Here is a 26,363-nt window from a genome sequence, read left to right as displayed (position 1 = left end):
GCGGGGGCAGGGCCGCGAGAAAAGTTGAGGAACCGCAAGCGGCGGCGCGGAGGACCCGTTTCACGGGGGGCAAACATCGGCTAGAAGCGGGCCATGACCCAAGCGCCGCGCACCGACAAGATCCAGGCCGAGCTCAACCAGCCGGCGCCCTATTCCGGCATCAACGCCTACCGGTCCGATCCGCTGGTGGTCGATGCGACGGCGGGGCTGCCGCGGGCGCTGAAGGAGGATTTCGAGGCGATCGGGCGCTTCGTCACCTCGGCCGAGGCGCAGGAGCTGGCGCGCATGGCCGACCACGGCGCGCCGCAGCTGCGCTCGCACGGGCCTCGCGGCGAAAGGCTCGACGTCGTCGAGTTCCATCCGGCCTGGCATGCGCTGATGCGGCGGTCGATGGGCGCCGGCCTGCATTCTTCCGCCTGGGAAACGATCGAGGGCGAACGCGGCCAGTCGCATCGGGCCCGGGCGGTGCGCTATTACCTGACGGCGCAGCTCGAGGCTGGTCACCTCGCGCCGATGACGATGACGAGCGCCTCCGTCGCCGCCATGGCGGCGGCGCCCGTCGTGCAGAAGGAGTGGGCGGCGAAGATCCTTGCCCGCAAGTATGATTCGACCAATCGCCCCTGGATGCAGAAATCCGCCGTCACCATCGGCATGGGACTGACCGAAAAGCAGGCCGGATCGGACCTGCGCGCGACGGTCACGCGCGCGGAACGCGTCGGCGAGGGGATCTACCGGCTCGGCGGCCACAAATGGTATCTCTCCGCGCCGATGAGCGACGCCTTCATCATGCTCGCCCAGACACGCGAGGGGCTCGGCTGCTTCCTCGTGCCGCGCCTTCTGGAGGATGGTTCGGCGAACGGGCTGCGCTTCCAGCGGCTGAAGGACACGCTCGGCAATCGCTCGAACGCGACGGCCGAGGTGGAGTTCTCCGAGACCTTCGGCTTCGCGCTCGGCGCGCCCGATGCCGGTCAGCGCACCATCCTCGACATGGTGACGCTCACGCGGCTCGATGGTGCGCTCGCCGCAGCAGGCACGATGCGCGCGGCTCTGGCCGAGACCGTGCACCACCTGCGCGGGCGCCAGGTCGGCGGCCGCGCCCTGATCGCCCAGCCGCTGATGACGCGGGTCGTCGCCGACATGGCGCTCGACGTCGCCGCCGCGACGGCACTGGCGCTGCGTGTCGCCGCCGCCTTCGACCGGGCCGGCGAGAGTGCCGAGGACGCCGCCTATGCCCGGCTGATGACGCCGGTGGCGAAATACTGGTGCGCCAAGATCGCCCCGATGCTGATCGCCGAGGCGATGGAGGCGATGGGTGGCAATTCTTATGTCGAGGACTGGGCGATCGCCCGGCACTATCGCGCAGCACCCGCCGCCGCCCTCGGGGAAGGCGGCGGCAACGTCCTGGCGCTCGACGTGCTGAAGGTGGTCGCGCGCGGCAAGGACCTGTTCGAGCAGCTCTTCGCCGTGATCGGCCGCGATCTCGGCCCTGCCGGTCGCAAGACCTTCGACGTGCTGCGCGCCGCCATGTCGCTCTGCGAGCGCGACGAGGGCTCGACGCGGCTTCTCGTCGAGCAGCTGGCGCTCGCCGGTGCCGCCGCCGAACTCTACCGTCTCGGCGCCGGGCGGCTCGCCGACGCCTTCCTCGAATCGCGCCTCGCCGGCGGCTGGCGCGCGACCTACGGCATGCTCGATTCGCGCTTCGATTCGGCGCAGATCGTCGACCTGCTCTATCCGGCGGCGAGATAGCCGGTCAGCCACAGCACCAGCGGGATCGTGAAGAAGGAGGCGACGGTCTGCAGCGTCGCGACCGCGGCGTAGAGGGGCGCGTCGCCGCCCATCTGCTTGGCCAGCAGATAGCCGTTCATCGCCGTCGGGACGGCGGCCCCCAGCGCGATGACGAGCAGCGCATCGCCGCGGATGCCGAGGAGATGGCTGGCCGCCACCATGAAGACGGGCATCAGCAGAAGTTTCAGCGCCACCGAGAGAAGCGCAACCGGCCGGGGCTTGAGCGCGTCGGCGATTTTCAGCCCGGCGCCGACCATCACCAGGCCGAGGCTGAGCGAGGCGTTGCCGAGCATCTCGATCGCCGTCATCACCGGCGCGTAGACGGTGATGCCGGCGACGTTCAGCACGATGCCGGCGAGCGAGGCGACGATCAGCGGATTGGTGAGGATCTTCACGGCGAAGAAGCGGAGGCTGCGCGTGCCGCCGCCGAACCAGACGAGCACGCCGATATTGTAGAAATTGATCGGCACGATCACCAGCGTCATCGTCAGCGCCGTCAGGCTGAGGCCGAGGCTGCCATAGAGCTTGGCGGCGATCGCCAGCGCCATGAAGCCGTTCCAGCGCGTCGCGGTCTGGAAGACCGAGGTGAAGGCGGCTGGAGAGACGCCGCGACGGCGCATCGGCGGCCAGAGGCAGAGCACGGCGAGCGCCATCAGGGTGATGCTGCCGATGGTGGCGATGCCGGTCGCATCCGCCCGCATGCCGGAAAAATCCGCCTGGGCGAGGGTGGAAAACAGCAGCGCCGGGAAGAGCACGAAGTAGCCGAACTGCTCGAGCCCGTTCCAGAGCGTGCCGTCGATGCGGGTCGAGCGCTTGAGGCCGCAGCCGAGCGCGACGAGGAGAAAGACCGGCAGGATGCTTTCGAAAATGGCGGTCAAGGCGGATCTCGTCGTGTGTCTGGCGGCATGGCGCGAGGGCTGGCGCCGTCCGGTTACAGGCGCGCCGCCTGTGCCGCAATGCGTGCGGGCGTTTTGCGGCGAGAATCCGGCGCGTCCCGTTTACCATCGCTGCCGCATGGCCGATGTCTCACTTTCGGGGTGAAACGTCGCGGTCTTCCTGATTCAAACTGTGAGAATGATGAAAAGACGATAAAAAACAGTTTCTTGGAGCGATTTCCGGACTCGGGATGCGCGCGTCGGCACGGTCCCCGACGGTGGATATTAACCTTAATGAAAGGTTTACGTTGCCCGAAGAGGGTTAACGCGCCACATGAATAAGCATGCGGGCATGAGGTCCGCAGGGACAGGGCAGGGCCCATGCGGACAGGCATGTTGGTAATGATGATGACGTTCTTTTCCGGAGTGGCGGTCGATATTGCCGTTCCGGCGCTGGTGCTGACCGGCGTCGTCTTCCTCGACCGCATCGCCTTTCCGCTGATCGGGCCGGGGCTCGGCGCGCGGAGGGCGACATGAAGTGGTTCCTCATACTCTGGGCTTGCCCCGTCCTTCTGCTCGGCGGCTGGTACTACCTGTCGCTGAACGACATGAGCTTCGGCATCTTCATGCTGACGCGCCAGGCCCATGACCTGGTCTTTGCCATCTACGGCAAGATCCTCGGCATTCCGCCGGAGACGATCCCGCCGCTGGTCGCGCGGGCGATCGCCTTCGATACGCTGATCGTTTTCGGCATCGTGCTCTTCCGCAAGCGCCGCGAGATCCGCGCCTGGTGGCTGCGGCGCAAGGCCGCGCGCGAGGCGGCTCAGGCCGCCCTTTCCAAGGACACGAGCCTGTCGAGCGCGCCCTGAAGGATGAAGGCGGCCGCGGCCGAATCGATCCGCTCCTTGCGCTTGCCGCGGGACACGTCCATCTCGATCAGCACCCGCTCGGCCGCCACCGTCGACAGCCGCTCGTCCCAGTAGACGAAGGGAATCTCCGTTTTTCCCTCCATGTTGCGAACGAAGGCGCGCGTCGCCTGGGCGCGCGGGCCCTGCGAGCCGTCCATGTTGAGCGGCAGGCCGATGACGAAGGCCGCGACGGCTTCCTTTTGCGCGAATGCGAGGAGCGCCTGCGCATCGGCGGCGAATTTCACCCGCTTCAGGACCGGCCGCGGCGAGGCGAAACGCCGGCCGAGATCGGACATCGACAGGCCGATCGTCTTGGTGCCGAGATCGATCCCGGCTATGGCGTGGCGGGGTTGAAGCGTCGCCGCGAGGTCTTCTATCGTCAATACCGTCATCGATGAACCGCGCTGCCCCGCCTTCCGTAAACGCCGTTCGAGATCCTTAGACGCAAACCGCGAGGAAACCTATCATGAAGATCACCTGGCTCGGCCATTCCGCTTTCCGCATCGAGACCGGCACGGCGACGATCCTCGTCGACCCCTTCTTCACCGGCAATCCGGTCTTCCGCGAGGAGGGCCGCAAGGACGCGGCGAAGGGGCTCACCCACATCCTGCTCAGCCACGGCCATGGCGACCATGTCGGTGACACGGTGGCGCTGGCGAAGGAGACCGGCGCCACCGTCGTCGCCAATGCCGATCTCGCCGCCTGGCTCGGCTCCAAGGGTGTGAGCGCGCTGGAAATGGGCAATACCGGCGGCACGATCCAGCTGTCCGGCTTCAGCGCCACCTTCGTCAACGCACTGCATTCCTCGGCCCAGATCACCGAGGACGGCGTCTCCCATTCGCTCGGCAACGCCAACGGCCTCGTCCTGCATTTCGACGCCGAGCCGACGCTCTACCACATGGGCGATACCGACATCTTCTCCGACATGGCGCTGATCCACGAGCTGCACCAGCCCGATATCGGCCTCGTTCCGGTCGGGGACCGCTTCACCATGGGCGGCGCGGTCGCGGCGCTCGCCTGCCAGCGCTACTTCAAGTTCGAAACGGCGATCCCCTGCCATTACGCCACCTTCCCCCTCGTCGCGCCGACCGCCGAGACCTTCATCGCCGGCATGGAGGGCGTGAAGACGCGGGTCGCCGTGCCGGAGATCGGCGGCACGGTCTCGTTCTGACCGTCGAAGGGGCGATCCTCTCGGCCGATCGCCCCTTCGCGCGGGTTGCGCGCGCAGTTGCGGGCCAGTATAGCGAAGCCAGACCTTCTGACCTTCCGGAGCCGCCCATGTCCGTCGACCTCGCCACCGTCAAGCGCGTCGCGCGCCTTGCCCGCATCGCCGTGAGCGCGGAGGAGGCCGAAACGATGACGGGTCAGCTGAACGGCATCCTCGGCTTCGTCGAACAGCTTTCCGAGGTGGACGTCTCCGGCGTCGAGCCGATGACCTCGGTGACGCCGATGGCGATGAAGAAGCGCGAGGACGTCGTCACCGACGGCAACAAGGCGGACGATATCGTCGCCAACGCGCCGCTGTCGGACCGCAACTTCTTCCTCGTGCCGAAAGTCGTCGAATAGGCCGCCGGCCTCCGATCCGCCGCGCTCCTTCTCCCGTCCCGCGAAAGACTGCCGACCATGACCGACCTCACCCGCCTGACCATCGCCGAAGCCCGCGCCAAGCTCACGGCGAAGGAGATCACGGCCGTCGAACTCACCGATGCCTACCTCGCCGCGATCGAGGCCGCCAACGGCGCGCTGAATGCCTATGTCGCGGTGACGCCGGAGAAGGCGCGCGCCATGGCGAAGGCCTCGGACGGCCGCATCGCCGGTGGAAACGCGGGGGCGCTCGAAGGCATTCCGCTCGGCATCAAGGACCTCTTCGCGACCGAAGGCGTCCACACCCAGGCCTGCAGCCACATTCTCGACGGTTTCGAGCCGCGCTACGAATCGACCGTGACGCAGAACCTGTGGAACGACGGCGCCGTCATGCTCGGCAAGCTCAACATGGACGAATTCGCCATGGGCTCGTCGAATGAAAGCTCCTGGTACGGGCCGGTGAAGAACCCGTGGCGGGCGCAGGGCTCCAACCTCGACCTCGTGCCGGGTGGCTCGTCGGGCGGCTCGGCCGCGGCCGTCGCCGCCTTCCTCTGTGCCGGGGCGACGGCGACCGACACCGGCGGCTCGATCCGCCAGCCCGCGGCCTTCACCGGCACGGTCGGCATCAAGCCGACCTATGGGCGCTGCTCGCGGTGGGGCATCGTCGCCTTCGCCTCCTCGCTGGACCAGGCCGGGCCGATCGCCCGCGACGTGCGCGATGCCGCGATCCTGCTCGGCTCGATGGCGAGCACGGATGCGAAGGATACGACCTCGGTCGATATCCCTGTGCCGGACTACGAGGCCGCGATCGGCGGCTCCGTCAAGGGCATGCGCATCGGCATCCCGAAGGAGTACCGCGTCGACGGCATGCCTGACGAGATCGAGGCGCTGTGGCAGCAGGGCATCGCCTGGCTGAAGGATGCCGGCGCCGAGATCGTCGACATCTCCCTGCCGCACACGAAATACGCGCTGCCGGCCTATTATATCGTCGCGCCCGCCGAGGCGTCCTCGAACCTCGCCCGCTATGACGGCGTGCGCTACGGCCTGCGCGTCGACGGCCGCGACATCGTCGATCTCTACGAGAAGACGCGCGCCGCCGGCTTCGGCTCCGAGGTCAAGCGCCGCATCATGATCGGCACCTATGTGCTCTCGGCCGGCTATTACGATGCCTATTATCTCCGGGCGCAGAAGGTGCGCACGCTGATCAAGCGCGATTTCGAACTGGCCTTCGACGCCGGCGTCGACGCCATCCTGACGCCGGCGACACCGTCCTCCGCCTTCGGCATCGCCGACGAGGATCTGGCCGCCGATCCGGTGAAGATGTATCTGAACGATATCTTCACCGTGACGGTGAACATGGCGGGCCTGCCCGGTCTCTCCGTTCCCGCCGGCCTCGACCACAAGGGCCTGCCGCTCGGCCTGCAACTTATCGGCCGCCCCTTCGAGGAGGAGACGCTGTTCCGCACCGCCCATGTAATCGAGCAGGCCGCCGGCCGCTTCGCGCCGGCGAAGTGGTGGTAGCGGCGGCACGGCCGAACCGGTTTTTCCATCCAAACGGCGGCTCTTGCGGGCCGCCGTTTTCATATTCGCGAAATTTTTCCAAGACGCCTTGAATATTCTGCCGTTCCGCAGCGTATATGCGCTGCGGATGTCGCAAGGACGGAGGTCCAAACTCCTCCCGCGCGGGGCGGCCCTGCCGCCACCGTGTACGGGCATGTGCACCATCTATCGCGGACCTAGCTCAGCGGAAGAGCGCCGGACGGCCGTCCGGAGGTCGCGGGTTCGAGTCCCGTTGTCTGCTCCAAGGATAGCTCTGCGGTTTAGAGCGTCAGATTAAGGTCTGAAGTCGAAGGTTCGAATCCTTCTCCATGCTGGATCCCCCCAGCAGCACCCTGTTAAGGTGTTGAAAAACGATGGGTCCGGAGACTGCAATGCCGAGGGTGACGATGCCGGGCCGAAAGGTGTCGGCGGCGCCTTCCGAGGCCGGTCGGGCAAGGCCCGGCCTTTGGTGAAGGTCACGCCGCGGGACGGCCGGCAAAGGGTTTTCCCGGCGCCCGCCGTCCCGCCGCAACACCCTCTCCCATGGGCCCGTCTCGCCGGACTGCCAGCGGTCCCCGGACTTTTCTCCTGCCCGGCCTCGAACGTTCCCCGACGGCCAACAGGGTTTCCCCGGGAACAGCCGCCGGACCGGCAAGGGTCCAGACGAAAGGACGATCGGTTCATGCCGTAGCCATGCCGAAGGAGTGGAAACGATGACATTTCTCGAAGCGATTCTGGGGCGCTCGCGCGTCCTGGTGAAGGAAAACGAACGGTTGCTCGCCCTCTACAGAGGAGAGATCCTCGGTCTGTTCGGGCCGGGCGTGCACATGCTGCCGAACCGGCAGGGCATGCTGGAGACCGTGCGTTTCGACCTCAGCGCGCCGGCCTTCTCGTCGGTCTACGAGAAGGCGTTGTTCGACAGGCTCCCGGCAATCGCCGAGCGGCACCTGAAGGTGTTCCGCACCCATGCCAGCGAGGTGCTGGTGCTGGAGCGCGACCAGTTGATCTACAGCGTCTTCGCGCCGAACCAGAAGCTCGTGGTCTGGCAGGATGCGGGGCCATGGTCGGAAACGCGGATCGACGTGTCCGCCTCGCTCGACATCGCGCCGGACCTGATGCGCCGGCTGACGCGGGCGCGGCGCACCGAGCTCGTCACAGCCTTTGTCGTCAACGAAGGCCAGGTCGGCCTGCTTTTCGTCGACGGCGTCCACGAGCGCACGTTGCCGCCGGGCCAGCACGCCTTCTGGAACGTCGGCAAGACGGTGCAGGTGCGCGTGGTCGACCTCAAGCGGCAGTCGCTCGACGTTACCGGACAGGAACTGCTGACCCGCGACCGGGTGACGATCCGCGTCAACGTCTCGGCCGAGTTCCGCGTCGTCGATCCGCTGAGCGCGGTAACGGTGGTGAAGGATTTTTCCGACACGCTGTACCGCGCGCTGCAGGTCGCCTTCCGCCGGGCGCTCGGCGCGCTGACGCTCGACCAGATCCTCGAACGCAAGGGAACGGTCGATCTGGAGGTGGCGGAGCGCGTGCGCGCCGACATGGCGGCGGTCGGGCTGGAGGTCGGCACCATCGTGCTGAAGGACGTGATCCTTCCGGGTGAGATGCGCGACATCCTCAACCAGGTCGTCGCGGCGGAGAAGCAGGCGGAAGCCAACGTCATCCGCCGCCGCGAGGAAACCAACGCCACGCGCGCGCTGCTCAACACGGCGAAGGTGATGGCCGAGAACCCGGTCATGCTGCGGTTGAAGGAACTGGAGGCCTTGGAGGCGATCGCCGGCAAGGTCGAGCGCCTGACGATCCACAACGGAACCTCCGGCCTGATGAACGAGCTGGTGCAGTTGCGCGACCACGGCACGTGACAGGAGCCGCCGCTTCGCAGGAAGCGGCGGCTCACCCCTCGCCAGACGGCGGTTGCGATGGTTTGATGGCGTTTTCGTCACGGAGAGCCCATGATCGCCATCCGCCACGCCCGGAAAGAGGATGTGCCCGCGCTGGCCGCGATTGGGCTTGCGGCCTGGGGACAGGCGATCGCCGGCGTGGCGGATCTGGAGCGGCTGCGGGACAATGCGGCCGAGGCTTTCATTCGGTTCCTCGCGGCCTCATGGCCTGTCGTGCGCGTCGCGGAGGAGGGCGGCGAACCGCTCGGCTGGGCCGCCCGCGAGCGAGGGGACGACGAGATCACCGACCTCTGGGTGCGGCCGGCGGCGCAGAAGCGCGGTGCCGGCTCGGCGCTGCTCGCGGCGATGGAGGCGGAGGTCGCCGCTGCCGGCCAGCCGCAGGTGTGCCTGCAAACCCATGCCCGCAACAGGGCCGCGATCTCCTTCTTCACCAATCGCGGCTATGCGGTCTCCTGGCTCTCCATCGCCCATTCGACCAAGCTCGACCGCGACGTCGAATCGGTCGGCCTCAGGCGCATGCTCGTCGAGGATGTCGCATCGGGCTATGGGCCGGACGGGTTCTGACCCTCCGCACTGTTCCGCCTACGCCCTGGACACCGAGGCGGTGATCCCGATCGGTCCGCCGCCGGTCCCGATGCCTTGCGCCGCCTCACCATATGTTCTACCGAGACGGTTCAAATCTATGAGTTCCAAGGGCAGACCATGACGATCGTCGACATGCGCGAATCCGACCCGAAACGTTATATCCCGGGCGCCACGGGCGACTGGGAGGTGATCATCGGCATGGAGGTGCATGCGCAGGTCTCAAGCGAGTCGAAGCTTTTCTCCGGCGCCTCGACCACCTTCGGCAATGCGCCCAATGCGAACGTCTCGCTGGTCGACGCCGCCATGCCCGGCATGCTGCCCGTCATCAACGAGGAATGCGTGCGCCAGGCCGTGCGCACCGGGCTCGGGCTGAAGGCCACGATCAACCATCGCTCCGTCTTCGACAGGAAGAACTATTTCTACCCCGACCTGCCGCAGGGCTACCAGATCTCCCAGTACAAGGATCCGATCGTCGGCGAGGGAAGGATCGTCATCTCGCTCGGACCCGACCGGCAGGGCAATTTCGAGGATATCGAGATCGGCATCGAACGCCTGCACCTGGAGCAGGACGCCGGCAAGTCGATGCATGACCAGCATCCGACCATGTCCTATGTCGACCTCAACCGTTCGGGCGTGGCGCTGATGGAGATCGTCTCCAAGCCGGACATGCGCTCCTCCGACGAGGCCAAAGCCTACATGACGAAGCTGCGCTCGATCGTGCGCTATCTCGGTACCTGCGACGGCAACATGGACGAGGGCTCGATGCGCGCCGACGTCAACGTCTCCGTCCGCCGTCCGGGCGAGGGGTTCGGCACGCGCTGCGAGATCAAGAACGTCAACTCGATCCGCTTCATCGGCCAGGCGATCGAATACGAGGCACGCCGCCAGATCGGCATCCTCGAGGATGGCGGCGTCATCGACCAGGAGACCCGTCTTTTCGACCCGAACAAGGGCGAGACGCGCTCGATGCGCTCGAAGGAAGACGCGCACGACTACCGCTATTTCCCCGATCCCGACCTCCTGCCGCTGGAATTCGACAACGCCTTCGTCGGCGCGCTCCTCGCCGACCTTCCGGAGCTTCCCGACGACAAAAAGGAGCGCTTCGTCCGCGATCTCGGCCTCTCGGTCTATGACGCCTCGGTGCTCGTCTCGGAGAAGGCGATCGCCGATTATTACGAGGCGGTGGCCGCCGGGCGCGACGGCAAGATCGCAGCGAACTGGGTGATCAACGACCTGCTCGGCGCCTTGAACAAGGCCGGCAAAGCCATTGAGGAGACTCCGGTTTCGCCCCTCCAGCTCGGCGGCATCATCGATCTCATCAAGGACGGCACCATCTCCGGCAAGATCGCCAAGGACCTTTTCGAGATCGTCTGGACCGAGGGCGGCGAGCCGGCCGATATCGTCGAGGCGCGCGGCCTGAAGCAGGTGACGGACACGGGCGCGATCGAAAAGGCCGTCGACGACATCATCGCCGCCAATCCCGACCAGGTCGCCAAGGTCAAGGCGAAGCCGTCGCTTGCCGGCTGGTTCGTCGGCCAGGTGATGAAGGCGACCGGCGGCAAGGCCAATCCGCAGGCCGTGCAGGCGCTGGTCAAGGCGAAGCTCGGCCTCGAGGACTGATCCCTTGTTCTTCGTGCGCAGCGCGTCCGCGCGCGATATCGAGAAGGTCGCGGCGCTCCTGTCGGCGGTGGGCCCGGTGCCGCCGGTTCCTTCCGCGACACTGACGGCGTGGCTCGCGCGCCCGGACGCCGAATGCGTCGTCGCCGATGACGGAAAGACGATCGCCGGCTTCGGCTATGCCGCGATGGCGCTGAAGGAAACGGTGCAGCTCCACATGCTCTGCGTCGATGCCCGCTTCCGGCGTCGGGGGATCGCGCGCGATCTCTTCGCCGAGCTCGAAACGTGTTTTCCCGACGCACGGCGCATGCGGGTCGAGGTGGCGCCGGGCAATGCGGCTGCGATCGCCTTCTTCGATGCGCATGGCTTCGCCAAGATCGTCGAGCATGCCGGCACGGCGACCGTCCTCTTCGAAAAAGCGCTCGCCTGACCGCTGCCGTCATGCGTTCGTCGTCGGTGCCCGACATGCTGTGGGACCGAGTCTTTCTTCCGGACCCTGACGCATGATGCCGAACGCTTCCCTGATCATCCGGCAGGCGACGCCTGACGACCTGCCGGCGCTGATCGCGCTTTTCGCCGACGATACGATCGGCGGCCATGGAGACACGACCGATCCGGCGGCCTTTCCCGCCTATCGCGCCGCCTTCGACCGCATCGCCGCGTCCTCGAGCGAGACGCTCTACGTCGCCGAACTGGACGGGGCCGTGGTCGGCACGTTCCAGACGCTGGTGACGGTGTCGCTGACGGACAGGGGAGCCGCCCATATGATCCTCGAAGCCGTGCAGGTCCGGGCCGACCGGCGTGGCCGGGGAATCGGCGAGGCCATGGTCCGCGTCGCGATTAATGCGGCGAGGGCGCAAGGGATGGCGTCGATCCGGCTGACGTCGAACGTGAAGCGGGCGGACGCGCACCGATTCTACCAACGCCTCGGTTTCGCCCCCTCCCATCGCGGCTTCAAGCTTGCGTTGAAATAGAACCTGCGACCGCAGAACCGCTGGACAACCCGGGCCTTGCGCGGCATAAGCGACGGAAAGCCAACCCCTCCGGACGCCTTGGGGCGCACCGGCCGAAAGCGAGTGCTTCATGTCTTTGCTGGCGCAGATTTTCACCTGGTGGAACGGACAGACGATCGGAACGCGCTTCCACACCTGGCGCTTTGGAACCCGTGTCGGCGAGGACGAGTTCGGCAATGTCTATTATCAGGGCGGCACCGATTCCGAGGGGCGCACCCGCCGCTGGGTGATCTATAACGGCTATGCCGATGCCTCGGCCATTCCGGCCGGCTGGCACGGCTGGATGCATCACCGCACCGACATTTCTCCGGCGGACGAGAGCTATACGCCGCGCGAATGGCAGGCGCCGCACCAGCCGAACCGGACCGGAACCGCCGGCGCCTATCGCCCCAAGGGCTCGATCGCCCGCGCCGGCGAGCGCCCGCGCGTGACCGGCGACTATGACGCCTGGACGCCGCGCTCCTGAACCGGAATCGCCACAATCGGCCGATAGCAAGCAGGCGGGCGCGCATGGCTGCGCCGGATTGCAAAAGACTGCGGCCGGCAGGCGGCAGCGCACCGCAGATGACGGGTGACGCATGACCTTCTTCAGGGCCCCGAAGGGCCTTTTCCAGTTCCAGAAGCGGGCCTGCGGACGCGTTCTGGCGTGTCTCCTCGCCGCCGGTGCGGGCGTGCTGGCGCAACCGGTTTCGGCCGCGCGGATCGCCAATCCCGTCGCCGTCTTCTCCGGCATCGACAAGATCACCGGCCGCATCACAACCTTCGACGTCTATATCGGCGAGACGGTGCAGTTCGGCGCGCTGCAGGTGACGCCGCGCGTCTGCTACAGCCGCGACGAGACCGAGGCGCAGAAGGTGACGACCTTCGTCGAGGTCGACGAAATCACGCTCGACCGCAAGATCCGCCGCATCTTCACCGGCTGGATGTTCGCCGACAGCCCCGGCCTCAACGCCGTCGAGCACCCCGTCTATGACGTCTGGCTGAAGGACTGCAAGGCGAAATCAGACCTGCCGCCGCCGGATGCAGCCCAGGCCGAGTGAGGGCGCCGGCTCAGGTTTTCTAAGGCGTGTCCAACCGACGCTGGACCGCTCTGACGTCCGGACGAGGCGTTGAAACGGAAACACTCGAAAATTCAGAAAACGAGATCCGGGCCTTCCATCGCGGCGGCCAGCAGCGTCTGGTACCGGGCCTTCGGGACGTCGATCGCGCCGAAGGTCTTCAGGTGGTCGGTGGTGAACTGCGTGTCGAGGAGGGTGAAGCCCTTCTGCTTAAGCCGCGCCACCAGATGCACCAGGCAGATCTTCGAGGCATTGGCGCGGCGCGAGAACATGCTTTCGCCGAAGAAGGCCGAGCCGAGCGAAATGCCGTAGAGGCCGCCGACCAGCGTGTCGCCCTCGAAGGCCTCGACGCTGTGGGCGTAGCCCATGCCGTGCAGCGTCGTGTAGAGGTCGAGGATCTTGCCGTTGATCCAGGTGGTCGGCCGGTCCGGTGCCGGGGCGGCGCATCCGCGCATCACTTCGGTAAAGGCCGTGTCGACGCGGATGTCGAAGGGGGCTGACCGCATCAGCTTCTGCAGGCTTCGCGACACGTGGAAACCGTCGAGCGGGATGATGCCGCGCAGTTCCGGCTCGACCCAGAAGAGCTCCGGGTCGTCCGCCGAATCGGCCATCGGGAAAAGGCCGATCGAATAGGCGCGCAGCAGCAGGTCCGGCGTGATGTCCTGCCGTCGTCTGCGCGACCCGATCATCGCCTAGGCCGAGGGCGTCGTACTGGCGAGATAGTGTTCCAGCCAGTGGATGTCGTAGTCGCCATTGGCGATGTCCTGATTGTTGATCAGGTCCTGGAACAGCGGCAGCGTCGTCTTGATGCCGTCGATGACGAATTCGTCGAGCACGCGGCGCAGGCGCATCATGCATTCGACGCGGGTGCGCCCGTGCACGATGAGCTTGCCGATCAGGCTGTCGTAATAGGGCGGGATCCGGTAGCCCTGATAGGCGCCCGAATCGACGCGAACGCCGAGCCCGCCCGGCGCATGGAAATGCGTGATCGTGCCCGGCGAGGGGACGAAAGTGCGCGGATCCTCGGCATTGATGCGGCATTCGATGGCGTGGCCCTGGAAGACGACATCCTCTTGATTCACCGAGAGGCCGCCGCCGGAGGCGACGCGGATCTGCTCGTGCACGAGGTCGATGCCGGTGATCGCCTCGGTGATCGGATGCTCGACCTGCAGACGGGTGTTCATCTCGATAAAGTAGAACTTGCCGTCCTCGTAGAGGAACTCGACCGTGCCGGCACCGCGATATTTGAGCTTCTTCATCGCATCGGCGCAGATCTTGCCGATCGCCATGCGCTGCTCGACATTCAGTGCCGGCGAATTCGCCTCTTCCCATACCTTCTGGTGGCGGCGCTGGAGCGAGCAGTCGCGCTCGCCGAGATGGATGGCGTTGCCCTCGCCGTCGCCGACCACCTGGATCTCGATATGGCGCGGCTTGCCGAGATATTTTTCCATGTAGACGGCGTCGTTGCCGAAGGCGGAGGCCGCCTCGGAGCGCGCCGTCAGCAGCGCCTCCTCGAGGTCGTCCTCGGATCTCGCCACCTTCATGCCGCGCCCGCCGCCGCCGGCCGTCGCCTTGATCAGCACGGGAAAGCCGATCGCGCGGGCGATCTCCAGCGCGTTCTCGGGCTTCACCTCGCCATCGGAGCCCGGAACGACGGGGATGCCCAGTTCCTCGGCCGTCTTCTTCGCCGTGATCTTGTCGCCCATGATGCGGATATGCTCCGCCGTCGGGCCGATGAAGGTGATGCCGTGTGCCTCGAGGATGTCGGCGAACTTGGCGTTTTCCGACAGGAAGCCGTAGCCGGGATGGACGGCATCGGCGCCGGTGATCTCGCAGGCCGCGACGATCTGGTGGATGTTGAGATAGCTGTCGCGCGAGGGCGGCGGGCCGATGCAGACGCTTTCGTCGGCAAGGCGCACATGCATCGCGTCGGCATCGGCGGTGGAATGGACCGCGACGGTGGCGATGCCGAGTTCCTTGCAGGCGCGCAGGACCCGGAGGGCGATTTCGCCGCGATTGGCGATCAGGACTTTGGAGATCATGGCGCCGCCTTACTCGATGATCATGACGGCTTCGCCATACTCGACCGGAGTGCCGTCCTGGACGAGGATCTCGACGACCTTGCCCGAACGCGGCGCGGGGATCTGGTTCATCGTTTTCATCGCCTCGATAATGAGGATGGTCTGGCCTTCCTTGACCGTACCGCCGACCTCGACGAAGGCGCGCGCGCCGGGCGAAGGGGCGAGGTAGCAGGTGCCGACCATCGGCGCGGTCACGGCGTTCTTGGAGGCGGCGGCCGCGGCCTCGGCGGCCGGAGCGGCGACGGCCGCCTGGACCGGCGCTGCCGCGACGGGCAGGGGGGCTGCGACCGGGGCCTGGACGTACTGGGTCGCGATCGTTCGCGAAACGCGGATCCGAATGTCTTCCTGCTCGATCTCGATTTCCGTCAGGTCTGTGTCGTTGAGGATGTTGGCGAGATCGCGGATGAGCGTCTTGTCGATGCCGGGTTTCTTGTCAGCCATGGGATTCGAACCTCGTTTTCTTGTTCTGTGGTCTAATGCATGTCGCAAGCCGGCGCAATCGCCAGCGGTGACGGCGCTTTGCCCGCTCTATCCGATCAGCCCGCGCAGCGCGCGGATCGCGAGGAGATAACTCTGGGCGCCGAAACCGCAGATGACCCCCTTGACCGCCGGCGCGATCATCGAGCGGTGGCGGAATTCCTCGCGGGCGTGGATGTTGGAGAGATGCAACTCCACCACCGGCACATGGATCGCGCGGATCGCGTCATGCAGCGCGATGGAGGTATGGCCGTAGGCGCCGGGATTGATCGCGACGCCTGCGGCCGTGTCTCCCGCCTCATGCAGCCAGTCGACGAGCACGCCTTCGTGGTTCGACTGGCGGAAATCGACGGAAAAGCCGAGGCCTTCGGCTTCCGCGCGGCAGAGCGTCTCGATGTCGGCGAGCGTCTGGCCACCATAGATGCCGGGTTCGCGCTTGCCGAGCGCGTTCAGGTTCGGGCCGTTGAGGATGAAGAGGGTCGCCATCAGGAAAGGTTCCGCAAGAGAAAGGGATCGAAGCAGTGGATGGTCGGAGGGTGTTTGCCGCGAGGTCCGGCCGCCTTGGCGGGCTCGACGCGCAAGGGACACCACCTTCGGTTCGGGCGCGCCGTTCCCGGAGCGACCGTCCGGGACGTGCCGGCGCCCGGCCGCGCGGCGATGGTCGTCAGCAGGTGCTCTTGCCGCAGGCCCTGATATTGGCGACCTTCGCCTTCAGCGCATCGACACCGACGGCGCCGAACACGGCCTCGTCGCCGATCACATAGGACGGCGTGCCGCTGACGCCGAGCGCGTTGGCGAGCGAATAGGCTTCGCTGACGGCCTCGTCATGGGGATCGGTTTCCATTTTGGCGCGGATCTCCGCCTCGCTGACGCCGAGACCGGTCGCGACCGCGATCGCCGACGCCTCGGTGGCGCGCTCCTCGTTGCCGAGCAGCTGCCTGTGGAAATCGCCGTATTTTTCCGGCGCGATCAGGCGGAAGGCCGCGCTGACCTTGTGGGCATCGAGCGAATCGGGCCCGAGGATCGGCAGTTCCTTCAGGACGAAACGCACGTCGGGATCGCTCTTGATGACCTGGTCCATGTCGCTGAGCGCCCGTTTGCAGTAGCCGCAATTGTAGTCGTAGAACTCGACGATGGTGACGTCGCCCTTTGGATTGCCGAGGGTCACGTCATGGACCGAATGGAAGATCGCCTGGCTGTTCTCGTCGATCGCGGCGGCGGAGGCCTGTTTCTGGTCGGCTTCCTGCTTCGTCTTCAGCGCCTGCTGCACCTCGAGCATGATCTCGGGATTGGCGATCAGGTATTCCCGGACGAAGGCGCCGATTTCCTCCTTCTCCGCCGGATCAAGGGCCAGCGCCGCCCGGGGCAAGCTGGCGAGGGCCGTGGCGGCGAGCAGGAGGGCGGCGATCCGCCGGACGGTCCAGTGTCTCATGGGTCTCTCGATGCCTTTCGCGAAAACAAGCTGTGGCGCCGACCATACGCCGGGACCGCCGCCGACGAAACCGCAAAAGCCGGCGGAAATGCGGCGCTCGCGCGGACGTCCGCATCGAACACCGCCGCACCGGGCTACAGTCGGGAAAACAGGGATTCGTCGCGAAGGGCGGATTGCGCGCATGAAGCGCTTCATTCTCATCCTTTCCCCCGGACGCATGCTGCGCGGGGAGGGCACGCCTGCATCGCTGAGGGAGGTGGAGCGGCAGGGGCCCGTCGTTCGCCGGAATGACGCCCGTCATGAAAAAACCCGCCATCGCGCGATGACGGGTTTTTCGTCTCTGGGCCTTTTCAGGAGCAAGAAGCTTCCGCGATCAGGAAGGCCGGGCGGCCTTCCCGTCGGGCGGTATGCCGGCTTGCGCCATGCGACCGATCAGAAGAAGCCGCGGCGCTGCCACCAGCCACCCTTCTTCGGTTTGTCCGCCTCACCTTCGTCGCTGGTCACGGACGAGGAGCGGACCACCGGTTCGCTGGCGATCGCCGTGATGTCGCGATTGGCGCGAACCGGGGCTGCGGGTGCTTCCGGCTCGACCTCGGCTTCGACAGCCACTGCGGCCTCCGCCTCGGCAAGGTCGCGATCCTCCTGCGCGTCGACGGCGGCGCCGTCGGGCGTTTCTTCCCCTGCCTCGGCGCTGTCGGCGGCGGGCGCGCTGTCGACCGTCTCCGTGCCGGACGACCTGCGGCGCCGGCGCGGGCGGGCAGGTTCGCCCGCATCCCCGGCCGTCCCGTCGAGTGCGACGGCTTCGGCGCTTTCGGGAGCCTCGTCCTCGCCGACCTCGTCGCCGACAACGGTCGCGACCGGCTCGTCATCCTCGCCGTCGCCCTCGTCGCCCTGGCCGTCGTCGTCGGCGGAGGCCGAATGCTCGTCGCCACCCAGTTCGTCGGAACGGCTGCGCCGGCCGCCGCGCTTGCCGCGACGGCGGCGCTTGCGCTTGCCGTCGCCATCCGCATCCGCCGCAGGCGTCGCGACCGATTCGATGGTCGCGGCTGCCGCCTCGTCGTCCTCGTCCGCCGCGTCGAGATCCTCGTCGCCGTCGTCGTCGCCGAGGGCCGCCTCATCGGCACCTGCCGAACCGCCCTCGGAGCCGCGGCCACCGCGACGGCGGCGGCGGCGCTTGCGCTTGCGTCCGTTCTGGTCGTCGCCGGAGATCTGCTGGTCGCGCGGCGTCGACACCGTTGCCGCGACGGCCTCCTCGGTTTCTTCGCTCTCGTCCTCTTCGGGAACGATGTCGTCCTCTTCCTCGATCTCCGGCTCGAAATGCAGGATCGACTCGATCTTCACCGGGTTTTCGACTGCTTCGCCGCGATCGATCGCGAAATGGGTTGCGCCCACATGGGCGTCGGCCTCGATGATGATCGAGACGCCGAACCGCTGCTCGTAATCGGTGATCGTGCCGCGCTTCTGGTTGAGGAGGTAGAGCGCGATCTCCGGCGTCGTCCTAACGGTGATGTCGTGCGTCGTGTTCTTCAGCAGATATTCCTCGATGCCGCGCAGCACATGCAGCGCGATCGAGGACTGCGAGCGCACATGGCCGGTGCCGTTGCAATGCGGGCAGGTCTGCGTCGTCGATTCGAGCACAGAGGCGCGGATGCGCTGGCGCGACATTTCGAGCAGGCCGAAATGCGAGATCCGTCCGACCTGGATGCGGGCGCGATCATTCTTCAGATGATCCTTCAGCCGCTTTTCGACCGAGCGGTTGTTGCGCTTCTCCTCCATGTCGATGAAGTCGATGACGATCAGGCCGGCAAGGTCGCGCAGGCGCAACTGGCGCGCCACCTCTTCCGCCGCCTCGAGATTCGTCTGGAGCGCGGTGTCCTCGATCGAATGCTCGCGCGTCGAACGCCCGGAGTTGACGTCGATCGCCACCAGCGCTTCCGTCTGGTTGATGATGATGTAGCCGCCGGATTTCAGCGTCACCTGCGGCTGCAGCATGCGGTCGAGCTGCGCCTCGATGCCCGAGCGGGCAAAGATCGGATGCAGGTCGCGATAGGGCTGGACCACCTTGGCATGGCTCGGCATCAGCATCTTCATGAAGGCCTTCGCTTCACGATAGCCTTCCTCGCCGGAGACGATGATCTCGTTGATGTCCTTGTTGTAGAGGTCGCGGATCGACCGCTTGATCAGCGATCCTTCCTCGTAGACGAGGCAGGGGGCGGTCGAGTTCAGCGTCAGCGTGCGCACGTTTTCCCAAAGCCGCATCAGATATTCGAAATCGCGCTTGATCTCGACCTTGGTGCGGTTGGCGCCGGCGGTACGCAGGATCACGCCCATGCCCTGCGGCACTTCGAGTTCGCGGGCGATTTCCTTCAGGCGCTTGCGGTCCGGAAGATTGGTGATCTTGCGGGAAATGCCGCCGCCGCGCGCCGTGTTCGGCATCAGCACCGAATAGCGACCGGCGAGCGACAGGTAGGTGGTGAGCGCCGCGCCCTTGTTGCCGCGTTCTTCCTTGGCGACCTGCACCAGCAGGATCTGGCGGCGCTTGATCACTTCCTGGATGCGGTACTGTTTGCGCGGGCGCCGGACCTGCCGGTCGGGGACCTCCTCCATCGCGTCTTCCGCGCCGACGGACTCGATCACTTCCTTCTCGCCGTTCGGACCGTCGTCCTCGTCGTCCTCGTCGTCGTCATGGCCGCGGCGGCGGCCGGCTTCCTCGGACACCTCGTCCACGTCGACCATCGCCGCGATCGTGCCGCCCGGGCCCGGATCGTCGATGTCGGCGGCCGGCGGCTGCACGGCGCCGTCGCCGGCATCGGCGACCTCGCTCGAGGATGCCGCCTCGGCTTGTGCCTCGCCTTCCGGCGCGGCGGCAGGCTCTAGCGTTGCCGCGACCTCGACCTCCGCGGGCGGGGCCTCGACGGGTGCCGCCTTGGCCCGCGGCTTGCGCACGCGCTTCGGCTTCGCCGGCTTCGGCGCTTCCTCGGCTGCGACCTCGGCGGTGTCCGCCGGCGTTACGTCGTCGGCGACCGGGGCTTCGATGCCGGCGGCAGCGGCGTCGCTCGCCTCGGTCGTTGCGGGGGACGATTCCGCCAGTTCGGCGATCGAGGGCTCGGCCGTTTTCGCGGCTGCGATCGGCGCGGTTTCGACGCTTTCGACGTCGTCGTCACGCTCGCGCCGGGCGTCCTCGGCTTCCGCCCTCAGCAGCGCCTGACGATCCGCCAGCGGGATCTGGTAATAGTCGGGATGGATCTCGGCGAAGGCGAGGAAGCCGTGACGGTTGCCGCCATAGTCGACGAATGCGGCCTGGAGCGACGGCTCGACGCGCGTCACCTTCGCGAGATAGATGTTGCCGCGGATCTGTTTCTTGTGCTCGGACTCGAAATCGAATTCTTCTATGCGGTTGCCGCGGACGACCACCACGCGCGTCTCTTCCGAGTGAGACGCATCGATGAGCATTTTCTCTGCCATGTAAGGTAAACTCCTCGGCACGCCGTCGCGCAGGCGTCCGCTCTCTTCCCTCGGGAAGAGCCGTCGCACGCCAGGCGTCCTGTGCCGGATGTGAAAGTTCCCGTCCGGCGCCGATCACGTCCCAAGAGCGGGGCGATGCGTGGAACGGATCCGTTCCAGGGCCCTTTCACCTCTTGCCGGTGTCTCTTCGTCAACGTCATGACCAAACGGGAATGCCAAAATACTGGACCCTTGCAGGCCCGATGAAACATGCCCGGCAGCAAGCCGGGCTGGAGCGCCGACGCTCCGAATGCGACCGGCAACCGCCGGCTATGACGAACCATCCAACAGCCGGGGAAGGTGACCGTCGAAGGATGAATGGAAAACGGCATCTGAGAAGCGGAAACGCGGTCGACAGACGGTCTGTTCTGCGCTGATCCGGCGCCAGGCGAAACGCTGTGGCTGCCCAATTTTCGATTCCAACTCGACAACACTTTCTCCCCAGGACGCTTTTATGGTTTTCATGTCACAATGGCAAGGGAAAAGCCAAACCCGCCATATTATTGATCGATTCCTGGCTTTGCGAAGCCTTGCGCAGGTGTGTCCGCCAGATGCAGTCCTTAATTTGGAAAGGGATCGTTAACCAAGATGGGGCCATGTCTTTCAGAATGGATGCAAGGCACGGTTTCAATCGCGAGGTTCACCCGGTGAGGCACGTGAGGCAGAGTAAGGGCCCGACAGCGACGGGGATGGGCTGGCGCCGCGCCGCGCGACAGATCGGCGCCGGGTTCGGCGCCTGCATCCTGATGGTCTTCGCCCTGGCGCAGGCCCTGGCGGCGGACGGGCCGCTTCTCGCCTACGGCGCCCGCATCGCCGGAGACGACGCGCGCACGCGTGTCGTCATCGAGTTCGACGGGCGGCCCGATTTTTCGCTGCACTACGTCGCCAATCCCTATCGCATCGTCATCGACCTGCAGGAGACCCATTTCGGCTTCAAGGACGGCGCTCTCGGCCCACGCGGGCTTTTTTCCGATATCCGCTATGGCGGCATGGGCGAGGGGGCCGCGCGCATCGTGCTGACAGCGCGCCGGCCCGTCGCGGTCAGTTTCGCGCAGGCGCGGCCGGACGAGGAGGGGCGCGGCTACCGGCTGGTCATCGATACGGAGATGGCGGACGAGGCGCAGTTTTCCGCGCTGATGGCCGGCCAGACCTGGGAGGCACCGGCGACGCTCGCCTCGATCCGCCAGCCGAAAGAGGACGGCAGCTTCGTCGTCGCCGTCGATGCCGGCCATGGCGGGATCGACACCGGCGCACTCGGCGCGACGAGCCGCACCGAGGAGAAGGTCGTCACCCTTGCCTTCGCCCGCCAGCTCGCCGAGCGGCTTGGCCGGGAGCCCGGCATCAAGGCCTTCCTGACCCGCGATTCGGACACATTCCTGTCGTTGTCGCAGCGGGTGCAGCTCTCGCGCCAGAACGGCGCCGACCTCTTCATCTCGATCCATGCCGACACGCTGAAGCAGAAGGACATTCGCGGCGCGACCGTCTACACGATCTCCGACCGGGCCTCCGACCATCTCGCCGCGAGCCTTGCCGAACGCGAGAACCTCTCCGACCAGATCGCCGGCGTGCCAGCGGAAAGCGGGCCGCCGGAGGTCGCCGACATCCTGATCGACCTGACGAGGCGCGAAACCCAGGCGTTTTCGATCGCCATGGCGCGCTCGGTCGTCTCCTCCTTCGAAGGCCAGATCAACCTGATCAACAATCCGCACCGCCATGCCGGCTTCCGCGTCCTCCAGGCGCCCGACGTCCCCTCCATCCTGCTCGAACTCGGCTTCATGTCGAACCCGGATGACGAAAAGCTGCTGCTCGACGCGGCCTGGCGGGAGAAGGTGGCGGGGCTGATCAGTGCGGCCGTCGGCACCTATCGCACGACCGTCGCCGGAAACGGCGGCTGAGGCCGCGCCCCGGGCGTGATGGCGGCCGGCGGCGTTGCGGGATTCGGCCGTTGGCTCTATGCCGGAAGCGGACAGACAATCGTGTGATTTGTGTCTCCGTCGTCACACCGGTATGCTTTTCAAGGGGATGAGCGGCGAAATTGCCGCGAGGCCCTATTTTGCGCATAATCCCGCCGCTATTCAGCGGCCACTGTTTTCGCCTGTGGATCGGGATTCGATGCCACCACGAGCGCCGAGTGGCGCCGACATGGATGCGGCGGCATCGAGGCCGCGACGTGCAGATTGACCAGGGACGGTTCGGGGCGCGCGCGCGGCAGCGGCGGCTTGCGGTCCGGACCGATTGATTCGGGAAAGGTCCGGTATTTCGCCGATGATCAGACTGATTGGATATTTCTTCGGGATTGGCGCATTTCTCCTGCTCGGCGTCGCCGCCGCGCTCGCCGTCTATCTCGGACATGTCACCAGGGATCTTCCCGATTACGAGGTCCTGGCGAAATACGCCCCGCCGGTCACGACGCGCATTCACGCGGGCGACGGACAGCTGATGGCCGAATTTGCCCGCGAGCGCCGCCTCTATCTGCCGATCCAGGCGATCCCCGACCGGGTGAAGGCCGCCTTCATCTCGGCGGAAGACAAGAATTTCTACCAGCATCCGGGCGTCGACATCACCGGCCTTGCCCGCGCCATCGTCGTCAATATCCAGCAGTTCGGTTCCGGGCGCCGCCCCGTCGGCGCCTCGACCATCACCCAACAGGTGGCGAAGAACTTCCTGCTGACCTCCGACCAGACGATCGACCGCAAGGTGAAGGAGGCGATCCTTTCCTTCCGCATCGAGCAGGCCTATTCCAAGGATCGCATTCTCGAACTCTACCTGAACGAGATCTTCTTCGGCCTGAACTCCTACGGCATCGCCGGCGCGGCGCTCACCTATTTCGACAAGTCGGTGACGGAACTGACGATCGCCGAGACCGCCTATCTCGCTGCCCTGCCGAAGGGACCGGCAAATTATCACCCCTTCCGCCGCGAGGCGGCGGCGATCGAACGGCGCAACTGGGTGATCGACCGCATGGTCGAGAACGGCTACGTCACCAAGGCGGACGGCGAGGAGGCCAAGGCCCAGCCGCTCGGCGTGAAGCCGCGCCGCGGCGGTTCGCATCTCTTCGCCTCCGACTATTTCGCCGAGGAAGTGCGCCGGCAGATCATCCAGCGCTACGGCGACAATGCCCTTTACGAGGGCGGGCTTTCGGTGCGCACCTCCCTCGACCCGCGCATCCAGGTGATCGCGCGCAAGGTGCTGCAGGACGGCCTGATCAGCTATGACGAGCGCCGTGGCTTCCATGGGCCGATCAGCACGATCCCGGTCGGCGGAGACTGGGGTGTCGAGCTCGCCAAGGTCAACGCGCTCAGCGACGTGCCGGAATGGAAGCTCGCCGTCGTGCTCGCCGTCGACGGCAAGGGTGCCGATATCGGCCTGCAGCCGGACAAGGACGTCGCCGGCAAGGTTGCCGCCGAACGCGTGACCGGCCATATCGGCGCGAAGGCGATGCAGTGGGCCTATCGCTCCGCCACCGGCGCGCGCCGCACCGCCCGTTCTCCCGAAGGCGTCCTGAACGCCGGCGACGTCGTCTATGTCGAGCCGCTGGAGGCGGAGGGCGAGTATCGCCTGCGCCAGCCGCCCAAGGTCCAGGGCGGCCTCGTCGCCATGGATCCGCAGACCGGCCGCGTGCTCGCCATGGCCGGCGGCTTCTCCTACGCGCAGTCGGAATTCAACCGTGCGACCCAGGCGATGCGCCAGCCGGGATCCTCGTTCAAGCCCTTCGTCTATGCCGCGGCGCTCGACAACGGCTACACGCCGGCCTCCGTCATCCTCGACGCGCCGATCGAGATCGTCTCGGGCGGCCAGGTGTGGCGGCCGGAAAACTATGGCGGTGGTGCCGCCGGCCCCTCGACGCTGCGGCTCGGCATCGAGAAGTCGCGCAACCTGATGACCGTGCGTCTCGCCCAGGACATGGGCATGAACCTCGTTGCCGAATATGCCGAGCGTTTCGGCATCTACGACAAGATGATGCCGGTTCTCGCCATGTCGCTCGGCTCCGGCGAGACCACGGTGCTGCGCATGGTCTCGGCCTATTCCGTGCTCGCCAATGGCGGCAAGCAGATCAAGCCCTCGCTGATCGACCGGATCCAGGACCGCTACGGCAAGACGATCTTCCGCCACGAGGACCGCACCTGCGACACCTGCAACGTCGCCGACTGGGAAAACCAGGAGGAGCCGGTCCTGACCGACAATCGCGAGCAGGTGCTCGACCCGATGACCTCCTACCAGATCACCTCGATGATGGAGGGCGTGGTGTCGCGCGGCACGGCGGCCGGCAAGATCCAGCTTGACCGCCCGGTCGCCGGCAAGACCGGCACCACCAACGACGAGAAGGATGCTTGGTTCGTCGGCTACACGCCGGAACTGGTCGCCGGCCTCTATATCGGCTTCGACACGCCCGCGCCGCTCGGCCGCGGCGCGACGGGCGGCAGCCTGTCGGCGCCCCTCTTCAACGATTTCATGCAGGCCGCCCTCGTCGGCGCGCGGCCGACCAAGTTCGTCGTGCCGGAGGGCATGAGCCTGATCCCGGTCAACCGGAAGACGGGCATGGCCGCGCGCGAGGGCGACCCTGATACGATCATCGAGGCCTTCAAGCCCGGGACCGGGCCGGCGGACACCTTCTCCGTCATCGGCGGCATGGACAACTATGTTTCGCCGGAGGAAATCCTCAGGACCTCGCCGCAGGCGAACCAGGCGGTCAATTCCGGGGCCGGCCTGTTCTGACGCGGCCTCCAGCACCGTCGAGGACGGTGCTGGAGGCCGCCGGCTTTACATTGCCGGCGGCCGGAGCTATTCCCGGCGGCACGTCCCGCCCGCACGGTGCCGTCTGAGCGGGCATGCCGGCACTCACCATCAAGAAGCAGGATCATGCGCAGCGAAATCGAGAACATCGTCGACGAGATCAGGCAGGCCATAAGCCTGCTGAGGAGGCATCTTTGACTGGGATCAGGCAATCCGGCGGCTGGACTGGCTGAACAACAAGGCGGAAGACCCGTCTCTCTGGAACGATGCGGGCGAGGCGCAGAAGCTGATGCGCGAGCGCCAGCAGCTCGATGACGGCGTCAACGGACTGCGGACGATCGAGAGGCAACTTGCCGAAAACATCGAGCTGATCGCGCTCGGCGAGGAAGAGGGCGACGCCGAGATCGTTTCCGACGCGGAAAACGCCCTTCGCGAGCTCCGGTCGGTGGCGGCGAAGAAGCAGGTGGAGGCGATGCTGTCCGGCGAGGCCGATGGCAACGACACCTATCTCGAAGTGCATTCCGGCGCGGGCGGCACGGAGAGCCAGGACTGGGCCAACATGCTGCTGCGCATGTATACGCGCTGGGCCGAGCGCCAGGGCTTCAAGGTCGAACTCCTCGAAATCCACGACGGCGAGGAGGCGGGCATCAAGTCGGCAACCCTGCTGGTCAAGGGCCAGAACGCCTATGGCTGGCTGAAGACCGAATCGGGCGTGCACCGGCTCGTCCGAATCTCGCCCTATGACAGCAACGCCCGCCGGCACACGTCCTTCTCCTCGATCTGGGTCTATCCGGTCGTCGACGATTCGATCCAGATCGACATCAACGAGAGCGACTGCCGCATCGACACCTATCGGTCGTCGGGCGCCGGCGGCCAGCACGTCAACACCACCGATTCGGCCGTGCGCATCACCCACATGCCGAGCGGGATCGTCGTGCAGTGCCAGCAGGAGCGTTCGCAGCACAAGAACCGCGCCAAGGCCTGGGACATGCTGCGCGCCCGCCTCTACGAGGCGGAGCTGAAGAAGCGGGAAGAGGCGGCGAACGCGGAAGCCGCGTCCAAGACAGACATCGGCTGGGGTCACCAGATCCGCTCCTACGTTCTGCAGCCCTACCAGCTGGTCAAGGACCTTCGCACCGGCGTCGAAAGCACGGCGCCCTCGGACGTGCTCGACGGCGAGCTCAACGAGTTCATGGAGGCCGCCCTTGCCCACCGCGTCAATGGCGGGGCGGATGTCGAGTCAGCCGACCTGGCATAGAAGCGGGGACTT

24 protein-coding genes and 1 tRNA gene are annotated in these 26,363 nt (G+C 66.4%); 17 read left to right on the top strand and 8 right to left on the bottom strand.

Translation table 11 applies throughout. The features are described 5' to 3' along the window. Positions 1–93: 93 nt before the first annotated feature. Positions 94–1,746: an acyl-CoA dehydrogenase family protein gene (locus tag ACEVQ6_RS14340; protein WP_374889682.1), complete on the top strand. Its 1,653-nt coding sequence runs from the start codon at positions 94–96 to the stop codon at positions 1,744–1,746. Here the strand turns inward: ACEVQ6_RS14340 and ACEVQ6_RS14335 are convergent. Further along, entirely contained in the window at positions 1,728–2,663 is a 936-nt protein-coding gene (locus ACEVQ6_RS14335; protein WP_374889681.1) for an AEC family transporter, read from the bottom strand. The two genes, ACEVQ6_RS14340 and ACEVQ6_RS14335, sit on opposite strands and share 19 nt — an antisense overlap. 405 nt (positions 2,664–3,068) lie before the next feature. Between ACEVQ6_RS14335 and ACEVQ6_RS14330 the strand changes: the two genes are divergently transcribed. Both ACEVQ6_RS14330 and ACEVQ6_RS14325 read left to right on the top strand, forming a co-directional pair. Further along, positions 3,069–3,197, top strand: a complete 129-nt coding sequence (locus tag ACEVQ6_RS14330; protein WP_374889680.1) for a hypothetical protein — start codon at positions 3,069–3,071, stop codon at positions 3,195–3,197. Then, positions 3,194–3,529 carry a DUF6105 family protein gene (locus ACEVQ6_RS14325; RefSeq protein WP_374889679.1) on the top strand — a complete coding sequence of 112 codons (336 nt, stop codon included), beginning with the start codon at positions 3,194–3,196 and terminating at the stop codon, positions 3,527–3,529. Before ACEVQ6_RS14330 ends, ACEVQ6_RS14325 begins: the two co-directional genes overlap by 4 nt. Here ACEVQ6_RS14325 and ruvX read toward each other — a convergent pair. Beyond that, positions 3,484–3,960, bottom strand: a complete 477-nt coding sequence (ruvX, locus tag ACEVQ6_RS14320; protein WP_374889678.1) for a Holliday junction resolvase RuvX — start codon at positions 3,958–3,960, stop codon at positions 3,484–3,486. The two genes, ACEVQ6_RS14325 and ruvX, sit on opposite strands and share 46 nt — an antisense overlap. 74 nt (positions 3,961–4,034) lie before the next feature. Here ruvX and ACEVQ6_RS14315 point away from each other — a divergent pair, with 74 nt between their 5' ends. From ACEVQ6_RS14315 to ACEVQ6_RS14265, 11 genes are all read left to right on the top strand, one after another. Then, positions 4,035–4,739 (top strand): metal-dependent hydrolase, encoded by a 705-nt coding sequence (locus ACEVQ6_RS14315; protein ID WP_374889677.1) that lies wholly within the window; start codon positions 4,035–4,037, stop codon positions 4,737–4,739. Positions 4,740–4,846: 107 nt separating this feature from the next. Then, a complete protein-coding gene (gene gatC, locus ACEVQ6_RS14310) occupies positions 4,847–5,134 on the top strand; it encodes an Asp-tRNA(Asn)/Glu-tRNA(Gln) amidotransferase subunit GatC (RefSeq protein ID WP_374889676.1) in 288 nt (95 codons plus the stop codon). Between the two features lie 57 nt (positions 5,135–5,191). Next, positions 5,192–6,673, top strand: a complete 1,482-nt coding sequence (gene gatA, locus ACEVQ6_RS14305) for an Asp-tRNA(Asn)/Glu-tRNA(Gln) amidotransferase subunit GatA (RefSeq protein ID WP_374889675.1) — start codon at positions 5,192–5,194, stop codon at positions 6,671–6,673. A 209-nt stretch (positions 6,674–6,882) separates the two neighbouring features. Continuing rightward, positions 6,883–6,956, top strand: a tRNA-OTHER gene (locus tag ACEVQ6_RS14300). 448 nt (positions 6,957–7,404) lie between these two features. Beyond that, positions 7,405–8,553 (top strand): slipin family protein, encoded by a 1,149-nt coding sequence (locus tag ACEVQ6_RS14295; protein WP_374889674.1) that lies wholly within the window; start codon positions 7,405–7,407, stop codon positions 8,551–8,553. A 90-nt stretch (positions 8,554–8,643) separates the two neighbouring features. Next, on the top strand, positions 8,644–9,156 hold the full coding sequence (locus tag ACEVQ6_RS14290; protein WP_374889672.1) for a GNAT family N-acetyltransferase: 513 nt from the start codon (positions 8,644–8,646) through the stop codon (positions 9,154–9,156). Between the two features lie 138 nt (positions 9,157–9,294). Beyond that, the gene (gene gatB / locus ACEVQ6_RS14285; RefSeq protein WP_374889671.1) at positions 9,295–10,797 is read left to right on the top strand and encodes an Asp-tRNA(Asn)/Glu-tRNA(Gln) amidotransferase subunit GatB; all 1,503 of its coding nucleotides are present in this window, start codon (positions 9,295–9,297) and stop codon (positions 10,795–10,797) included. A gap of 4 nt (positions 10,798–10,801) precedes the next feature. Further along, positions 10,802–11,224: a GNAT family N-acetyltransferase gene (locus ACEVQ6_RS14280; protein ID WP_374889670.1), complete on the top strand. Its 423-nt coding sequence runs from the start codon at positions 10,802–10,804 to the stop codon at positions 11,222–11,224. A 76-nt stretch (positions 11,225–11,300) separates the two neighbouring features. Beyond that, a complete protein-coding gene (locus tag ACEVQ6_RS14275) occupies positions 11,301–11,768 on the top strand; it encodes a GNAT family N-acetyltransferase (RefSeq protein ID WP_374889735.1) in 468 nt (155 codons plus the stop codon). Between the two features lie 109 nt (positions 11,769–11,877). Beyond that, entirely contained in the window at positions 11,878–12,273 is a 396-nt protein-coding gene (locus ACEVQ6_RS14270) for an NADH:ubiquinone oxidoreductase subunit NDUFA12 (RefSeq protein WP_374889669.1), read from the top strand. Between the two features lie 112 nt (positions 12,274–12,385). Next, complete coding sequence (locus tag ACEVQ6_RS14265) at positions 12,386–12,847, top strand: DUF2155 domain-containing protein (RefSeq protein WP_374889668.1); 462 nt, start codon at positions 12,386–12,388, stop codon at positions 12,845–12,847. 92 nt (positions 12,848–12,939) lie between these two features. Here ACEVQ6_RS14265 and aat read toward each other — a convergent pair whose 3' ends face one another. The 6 genes from aat to ACEVQ6_RS14235 all read right to left on the bottom strand — a co-directional run bounded on the left by aat (position 12,940) and on the right by ACEVQ6_RS14235 (position 20,320). After that, positions 12,940–13,554, bottom strand: a complete 615-nt coding sequence (aat, locus tag ACEVQ6_RS14260) for a leucyl/phenylalanyl-tRNA--protein transferase (protein WP_374889667.1) — start codon at positions 13,552–13,554, stop codon at positions 12,940–12,942. 3 nt (positions 13,555–13,557) lie between these two features. Then, positions 13,558–14,907, bottom strand: coding sequence for an acetyl-CoA carboxylase biotin carboxylase subunit (accC, locus tag ACEVQ6_RS14255; protein ID WP_374889666.1), 1,350 nt, complete (start codon positions 14,905–14,907; stop codon positions 13,558–13,560). Positions 14,908–14,916: 9 nt separating this feature from the next. After that, entirely contained in the window at positions 14,917–15,387 is a 471-nt protein-coding gene (gene accB, locus ACEVQ6_RS14250; RefSeq protein WP_374889665.1) for an acetyl-CoA carboxylase biotin carboxyl carrier protein, read from the bottom strand. Between the two features lie 87 nt (positions 15,388–15,474). Beyond that, positions 15,475–15,909, bottom strand: a complete 435-nt coding sequence (gene aroQ / locus ACEVQ6_RS14245) for a type II 3-dehydroquinate dehydratase (protein WP_374889664.1) — start codon at positions 15,907–15,909, stop codon at positions 15,475–15,477. Between the two features lie 178 nt (positions 15,910–16,087). Further along, a complete protein-coding gene (locus tag ACEVQ6_RS14240; protein ID WP_374889663.1) occupies positions 16,088–16,855 on the bottom strand; it encodes a DsbA family protein in 768 nt (255 codons plus the stop codon). A gap of 432 nt (positions 16,856–17,287) precedes the next feature. Continuing rightward, entirely contained in the window at positions 17,288–20,320 is a 3,033-nt protein-coding gene (locus ACEVQ6_RS14235) for an Rne/Rng family ribonuclease (protein WP_374889662.1), read from the bottom strand. 728 nt (positions 20,321–21,048) lie between these two features. Between ACEVQ6_RS14235 and ACEVQ6_RS14230 the strand changes: the two genes are divergently transcribed. The 3 genes from ACEVQ6_RS14230 to prfB all read left to right on the top strand — a co-directional run bounded on the left by ACEVQ6_RS14230 (position 21,049) and on the right by prfB (position 26,351). After that, on the top strand, positions 21,049–22,254 hold the full coding sequence (locus ACEVQ6_RS14230) for an N-acetylmuramoyl-L-alanine amidase (RefSeq protein ID WP_374889734.1): 1,206 nt from the start codon (positions 21,049–21,051) through the stop codon (positions 22,252–22,254). A gap of 370 nt (positions 22,255–22,624) precedes the next feature. After that, the gene (locus tag ACEVQ6_RS14225; protein ID WP_374889661.1) at positions 22,625–25,075 is read left to right on the top strand and encodes a penicillin-binding protein 1A; all 2,451 of its coding nucleotides are present in this window, start codon (positions 22,625–22,627) and stop codon (positions 25,073–25,075) included. 144 nt (positions 25,076–25,219) lie between these two features. Further along, positions 25,220–26,351, top strand: a protein-coding gene (gene prfB, locus ACEVQ6_RS14220) for a peptide chain release factor 2 (protein WP_374889660.1) whose coding sequence is annotated in 2 segments (ribosomal slippage) — positions 25,220–25,288 and positions 25,290–26,351 — 1,131 coding nt in all. Because the reading frame shifts where the segments join, the coding sequence is not laid out codon by codon here. Positions 26,352–26,363: the final 12 nt, after the last annotated feature.

It is taken from the genome of Ensifer soli (assembly GCF_041928815.1).
GTDB lineage: Bacteria > Pseudomonadota > Alphaproteobacteria > Rhizobiales > Rhizobiaceae > JBHFEI01.
Note: the sequence above shows the minus strand (reverse complement) of the source record. Positions and strands in the feature narration are given on the sequence as shown.